The sequence below is a fragment of the Ensifer sp. EB106-03-01-XG145 genome (genome assembly GCF_058792075.1).
This window is the reverse complement of record NZ_JBYTEC010000035.1, coordinates 25357-31381: the sequence shown is the minus strand read 5'-3', so window position 1 is coordinate 31381 and position 6025 is coordinate 25357. Positions and strand designations below refer to the sequence as shown.

5 protein-coding genes and 2 pseudogenes are annotated in these 6025 nt (G+C 58.3%); 4 read left to right on the top strand and 3 right to left on the bottom strand.

The window, feature by feature from the left end:
• The 3 genes from AC3WWH_RS32775 to AC3WWH_RS32765 all read right to left on the bottom strand — a co-directional run.
• A partial coding sequence (locus tag AC3WWH_RS32775; protein WP_492377539.1) for a hypothetical protein occupies positions 1-198 on the bottom strand: 198 nt, incomplete at its 3' end.
• A gap of 111 nt (positions 199-309) precedes the next feature.
• Positions 310-723: a hypothetical protein gene (locus AC3WWH_RS32770; protein ID WP_058321205.1), complete on the bottom strand. Its 414-nt coding sequence runs from the start codon at positions 721-723 to the stop codon at positions 310-312.
• Positions 724-960: 237 nt separating this feature from the next.
• On the bottom strand, positions 961-1200 hold the full coding sequence (locus AC3WWH_RS32765) for a tautomerase family protein (protein WP_058321209.1): 240 nt from the start codon (positions 1198-1200) through the stop codon (positions 961-963).
• A 922-nt stretch (positions 1201-2122) separates the two neighbouring features.
• On the opposite strand from AC3WWH_RS32765, the gene AC3WWH_RS32760 reads away from it, so the two are divergent.
• From AC3WWH_RS32760 to AC3WWH_RS32745, 4 genes and pseudogenes are all read left to right on the top strand, one after another.
• On the top strand, positions 2123-2494 hold the full coding sequence (locus tag AC3WWH_RS32760; RefSeq protein WP_058321207.1) for a hypothetical protein: 372 nt from the start codon (positions 2123-2125) through the stop codon (positions 2492-2494).
• Between the two features lie 169 nt (positions 2495-2663).
• Positions 2664-2948, top strand: a pseudogene (locus tag AC3WWH_RS32755) (HU family DNA-binding protein); the annotation flags it as partial.
• A gap of 498 nt (positions 2949-3446) precedes the next feature.
• A complete protein-coding gene (locus AC3WWH_RS32750) occupies positions 3447-4472 on the top strand; it encodes an IS110 family RNA-guided transposase (protein ID WP_492377538.1) in 1026 nt (341 codons plus the stop codon).
• A 463-nt stretch (positions 4473-4935) separates the two neighbouring features.
• Positions 4936-6023 (top strand): annotated as a pseudogene (locus AC3WWH_RS32745) (IS1595 family transposase).
• Positions 6024-6025 lie beyond the last annotated feature (2 nt).

Here is a 6025-nt window from a genome sequence, read left to right as displayed (position 1 = left end):
GTCAGCCGACGTGTCCGGCCCGTCAACCGTCGCGCCTGCACCGTCGTCGCTCCGATCCAAGGGTGCCGGAATGCCCTCTTCCGGAGCGAACGATGGTTCGTCCGGCTTCGACGTTTCGGCTTCCGGCGGGCTCGCAGGCTCCTTGATCGTCCGGCCAAAAGGCGTCAAACCGGCCAGGTATTTCCAGGGTGACTTCATCGTGCGCCCTCATCTCACGCGATGGCGTCGGCACCCATTGCTAGGACCGTAAGCCACCAAAATGTAGGAGGAGGCCGATCGCGCAGACCGATCGGCCATCACCGAAAACGATCAGGAAAGACCGAGCCGCTTGCGCAGGTCCGCGTTCTCGGCCCGCAGCTTTTCGGCCAGCGCCTTACGGAGTCGTGCATTCTCTTCTTCGAGCTGAAGCAGGTCCGCGATGTCGTCAAGGACCGGAGCTGCCGCTGCGGTGGTTTGCTTCGGCGCTCGGGTCTTTCCGGCGCCCTTGGCGCTGTTCTTTGCCGAGGTCTTGCCGCCGGCCACGACAGTGGTCACGCCTTCGGCCGACGTCGCGGAATTCTTCCGGCGTCCCCTTCCCGTCTTGACACCATCTTCCTTTGGGGCTTCGGCGGTCGCTCCCGCAGCGACGTTCTTCGGCTTCGGGCCCCGGCGCTTTTTCGGCGGCGCAATTTCCGCCGGGGTGGTTGTCGTCTCGACGGTCTCGATATTGCTGTCATCTGCCATGGCTGTTCCCTCTGCAACTATCAGGCTTATTTCCAACGCGGAAAGGGCAGAGTCAATGAGACTCTCCGGCCCGCAATAACCCGGCTGTCAAAAGACGGCGCCGCTTTTCGGCAGCTTGAGACTTTCGCAGAGGCGTGAACTCAGCGAACGGGTTTTGTACGGGAGCCCCTCTCCATCCAAAAACGCTGTACAGTCGTTGGCGGGCTCCACTGATCCGAGCCCTTGCTCGGCCTACCACTACGACTGTGCCAGAGCTCCGTAACCCGGTCTCTTGTAGAGCATGCTCTCGTTGGCCGCGATTTCAGGATCGTAAACTCTTGCATCCCACTCCGCCGGTTCCACTTCGGAGATGGAAACGGAAAGGGAAGCATCGCTTGAACCTAAGATGGTTTTCGCGGCTTCGACTACTTTCGCGGCGAATTCCTGCTTCTGCTCCTCGGTGCGGCCAGGGAACATCTTTACGGCTATGTGCGGCATTTCCATTCCATTCGTTGGTAGCGAGTGCACTGATGCGGACAGAAACGACCTTGAGTATGACGCGGGTCGCGTCTCTGATCGATATCCCACCCGCTCACCGGGCGATAGCCCGTTGTGGCGATCAAAACGCTAGGAGCGGCAAGCAGGATCAGCCCATCACGGCTGATGCCTGTGCGGTCGCGCTTCGCCCGGTCATTCGCAAATCGATGCTGCTTCCCATTGCTCCACTCCGGCGCGCAATCGACTGGGAGCTGGACGCAGATTTTTTTGGCGCCGGAATAAGCTTCAAAAACATAGGCATAGCCGATCCGCAGGAAGAACGCAGCTCTATTAGCTGATTAGAAAATTTAAATGCCAAGCAAGCGATTAACCAGTATAGCTAAATTGGTATGCACCTATTCGCTCGGCGCGCGGTCCGGGATAGGAGCCTGAGGTACGCGCGCTCAGGAGGTATTTCTGCCGGCAGATTGCGCAGCTTAGAGGGGAGTCAGCTTGCATAGAAAAGATTGGAGCACAGACGGACGAGGCAATATTCGAACATCTGCCGTCATCGATTGGAAAGCTGAGGCCGTCACTGCAGATGCGAGTGGCGACGTCTTCTTGAGGATCGAATTCAGCGTCGATCCGAATCGAACCGACGTGTCGTCACTGCAGTTCAGATTAACCGAGCAGCAAGCGAAACACCTTGGTGCAAAGTTGGCTTCCATCTCAAACCAGTCACCGCAATCATCGGGGCTTTTCAGCACAGCCCGACAGTGCGTTTCGACATAAAATAGCCAGCAACCCACGACGAAGGCACCAAATGCCCGCATGCGAAGTACGTCCCGTGCCGATTGGCGGCCGTGTTCCAGACCGTTCGAACCGTGGATCGCCTGCGAAGCGCGCATCGCGCAGACCCAAGCACTATTCTAGGAGGCACTGCATGACAGCTGAAGACATGTCGCCAAAGTTTCTCACGCTCCAGCCTGGCGGCGCCATCGGCGAATTTGCATTGAACCAGGAAATCGCCGCAGCACTCACGAGGCTTCCGGATGACCCTTCGCTTTACTTCGATTTTGGCGAAGAACACCTGCTTATTCCGCTCGAGCAGTTGGTCAACGCGCGTGCGCGCGAAAGAGGGATCGTCAATGCAAACCGCCATATGCTGGCGGCGGCCAATGGCCGTCAGGAGAAACGAAAACCGCTCACCGTTCGCGCGCTGGGCAAGGAGCTATGGCTCGTGGTCGATGGGAATTCGACATTGCTCAACGCCCGACATTCGAACTGGCGGGCGCTCCCCTGCAGCGCCGGGTGACCAGAGCGCCTTATCCAACAGGCATGGACCCAAGGGCCCAATGGAACGGCTTTCGACGAAAGGCCACGATTGCGCTGTGGAAATCGTCGGTATTTGGGCCGTGCACGCTGGAACGCCAGATGACAAAAGGGATCCCGTCGGATGAGAATTCCCGCGTCATCAAGAGGGGAAAACAATGACAACAACCAATGAGATTGCAGAAAAGATCGCGACCGAACATGGCTTGACTAAAGTCCAGAGCAAGGCGGTTGTCGAAGCGGTCTTCGCTGCCGTGACTGCCGCCGCCACAGCTGGCGCCGAAACATCGATCCCGGGCTTCGGAAAGTTTAAACTCAAGGATACGCCAGAGCGCGAGGCTCGCAACCCGGCAACCGGTGCGACCATCAAGGTTGCTGCTGCGAAGAAGCTGACCTTCGCGCCGGCCAAAGCTCTCAAGGACGCGCTGAACGGCTGACGCAAGCGGAGCGGTTTCACGCCCGCCGACGGCCTGAAGCGTCGCTCATCATACGGCGGTTATCGAACGCTTACACCAGGCGAGTGACGAGCACCGCACCGATCCCCCTGGAGGGGGTCGGCTTGGCCCCGAAGGGACGAGATATGCGTCGATCGTTCCGGTGCAGCATCGAGGATGCGACTGCAGCACAACCCTTGTGGTGCTCCGGCCCCAGAGCTTCTGCCGAGAGCAGAGGCTCACCCCGACGTCCAGTGCCGCTGCCGGAAAGGCTCATCTGCTCCTCGATTGCCACCCGAAGGTTTACTGGCGGCGGCGCAAACCTGCCCCAGTTCCGGACGATACATGGCCTTTATCAACATGGGGTAATCGCGGGAGCGGTGCCCTACTGGCTGCTGAACGGATATTTCCACGACGTAGCCAAGGTGGTTGTTCCCCGACAAGATGGAAAAACGGGATCATGGCGCGGGGCCCGTCCCAAGCATCGAACAGGAAACAACCATGGAAGAATATATCGGGCTCGACGTATCGTTGAACGACACCGCGATTTCGGTGCGGCGAAATGGCAAGCGAGTATGGCGTGGAAAATGCGCATCCGATCCGCAATTACTGGCAGCTGTTATCCGTGAACGCGCTCAGAAAGCAAAGCGCGTGGTATTCGAGACGGGACCTTTGTCGGTCTGGTTTTACCATGAGCTGACTGCACAGGGTGTCCCGGCAATCTGCATCGATGCTCGGCACGCCAAAGCGGCGCTCAATATGGCGACGAACAAGACCGATGCAAACGATGCCGACGGCTTGGCTCATCTTGCCGAGGTTGGCTTTTACAAAGCAGTCCGGGTGAAGGATTCTAACAGCATGCTGACCCGTACCCTTGTCGGTGCCCGCGGTCAGTTGATCAAAATTGTGACTGATCTTTCCAATCAGATACGAGGTCTCATGAAAACCTTCGGGCTCATTGTTCCGAAAGGAGCAGGACGCGTCTTTGAAGCCCATGTGCGCAGGCTGCTTGCCAGCAATGGCATGCTTGAACAGATCATCGTGCCACTGCTGGAAGCTTGGTGCAGTATCCGCACCCGGGCTGCAGAGCTTGACCGGCAGCTTGTTGCCACCGCGCGAACGAGCACTCCATGCCGATTGCTCATGTCCATTCCAGGTGTCGGTGCGGTTACAGCGGCAACATTCACGGCAGCAATCGAAGCACCGGAAAACTTCAAGACGTCCCGCGCTGTCGGAGCATGGCTGGGTCTGACCACCCGGCGTTATCAGTCCGGTGAAGTTGATTATGACGGGCACATATCGCGGCGCGGCGACAAATATCTGCGGGTTCTCTTGTACGAAGCGGCTGGGGTTATCCTGACCCGAGCCCAGGCCGACAGCGCACTTCGCAGATGGGGCCTGAAGCTGAGGGAAAGGATCGGCTTCAAGCGGGCGGCGATTGCAGTGGCGAGAAAGCTCGCCGTCATCATGCACACGATGCTGAAGACTGGGCAGCTCTTTGAGAGAGCTATCGGCACAACCGCCTGAACTGATGATAAAAAACGTCGGGAGCGCACAGATGATGTAAGTCAGGGAGCTATCAGAATTGCATCCATTGCTTCGGATGCATCGAGACGTCCTTGCCGGGACGTGGGTCGGGTTATTCCGCGTATTTGGTTGCAGCAAGGGTTTACGTCTTGAACTGCGTTATCAACATTGGAAGACCCATCCAGCGAAACCCATACTGCTGCGGCCTCAGTTGCCGACCGCGAAGACAACCGTGCTCCTGGCAAACGTACTTCAAAGACGCATTCCTACGTAACGACCATGCTACGCGATTGTTTATCGAAATCGGGCGGCCACGTGCGACAAGCCGAGCAAACGGACCCTAGTGAAATAATGCAAAAAAGACTTGTTTTGCAGGGAGCGATTAGACAACCAAAGACAGCAATATCCTTGCTGTCTAGGGATTGCCGTGCGATTCTTCGGGCATGATCCGAAGGAGATGAGAATGTCGGAGATGCTTGCAGCGCTTACCAACATTCGGACCGCGGAAGATATGATCGTGGCCTTTCGCGATGAGGAGCAGTGTCGGCGATTGCTGGAAAGCATGGTGTGGCCGGCCGGGAGAGTTTGCCCTGCCTGTGGCTACAAGCGCTCGATCGCGATCGCCGGGCGATATGAGCAAGCGGCGTGCGCGTCCGGGTCTCTATCAATGTTCCAGCGGCGGATGTCGGTTCCAGTTTACGGGTGACGACACACACACCGCTGCATTCCACAAAGCTTCCTTTGCGTGTCTGGCTGAAGGGCATGTGGCTTATTCTGCAGTCGGATAAAGGTTTGTCCTCGGTGCGTCTGGCCGAGGCTCTGGGGGTAAGCCAACCCACGGCCTGGCGGATGGGACACGCGCTGCGTCTCATGGCGGCGCGCGAGCGCATGCTCGATGGCACGGTGGAGATCGACCATTTTTATCTCGGTGGACGAGCAAGATTAAATCCGGACGATCCACCACCTGGACGAGGCCGAAAAGGTCTACCGAATACCCAGAAGACGCCGGTCATGGTGATCGTGCAGCGGCCAGATGACGTCACACCCGGCACTCCGGCCGGTGACGCGCGTGCTGCGGTGGTGACTGGTCTTTCGCTACGTGCAGCGGCGCGCGCCGCCGAAGCGCAGATCGACCCCGACGCCTATTTGATGAGCGATGAGGCGACAGCGTTCATAGCCCTTGGCGAGAACTATGCCAGGCATGACACTGTGAAGCATTCCAGCCGCGAATACGTTCGTGACGCCGTTCATGTCAATTCGGTCGAAGGTTTCAATGCCCGCGTCCGCCGCACGATTGCCGGTGTCTTTCATCATATCAGCCCGCAGCACGCCGACCTGTATTTCCACGAGATCGGTTTCCGCTGGTCCCAGCGCGTCATTACTGGCCAGGCTGTGCGAAAAAGCCGAAATGGCAGGGAGCGCATGAGAACCCTTTGGTCACGGGCACCGCCGGCGCTGCAATTGCTGCAAGTCTTTCGCGCTGCTACCGGCCGTCAACTGTTGGGGTGGACGGCCCCCGACGGCATCGTTTGTGCCAGAATGAGTCGTTGAAC